Genomic DNA, 245 nt, shown 5'->3' with positions numbered 1-245 from the left:
CCTCCCGTTTTCCGCCGAAAAGCAAATCGGCGCCCTGGGCAAGGGCTTCCTGCACCCAGCTTTCCACACGAACTGCGTCCGCCTCGGTGATCATCGGCCCAACGTCTGTGGCTGGATCTTCCGGATTTCCCACGACAAGGTTGCTGACATGAGCCAGATATTTTTCCGTAAACGCTTCCAGCACCGTTTCTTCTACGAGAATTCGCTGTACGGCGATACACGCCTGCCCGGCATTATGAAAACTC

General features: G+C 55.9%; 1 protein-coding gene. It reads right to left on the bottom strand.

Annotation, left to right across the window (positions count from 1 at the left end; translation table 11 throughout):
• A partial coding sequence (locus MXD62_RS40380; RefSeq protein ID WP_368862355.1) for an aldehyde dehydrogenase family protein occupies positions 1 to 245 on the bottom strand: 245 nt, incomplete at both ends.

Source organism: Frankia sp. Mgl5 (assembly GCF_023242985.1).
Taxonomy (GTDB): domain Bacteria; phylum Actinomycetota; class Actinomycetes; order Frankiales; family Frankiaceae; genus Parafrankia; species Parafrankia soli.
This window is presented reverse-complemented; position numbering and strand designations above follow the sequence as displayed.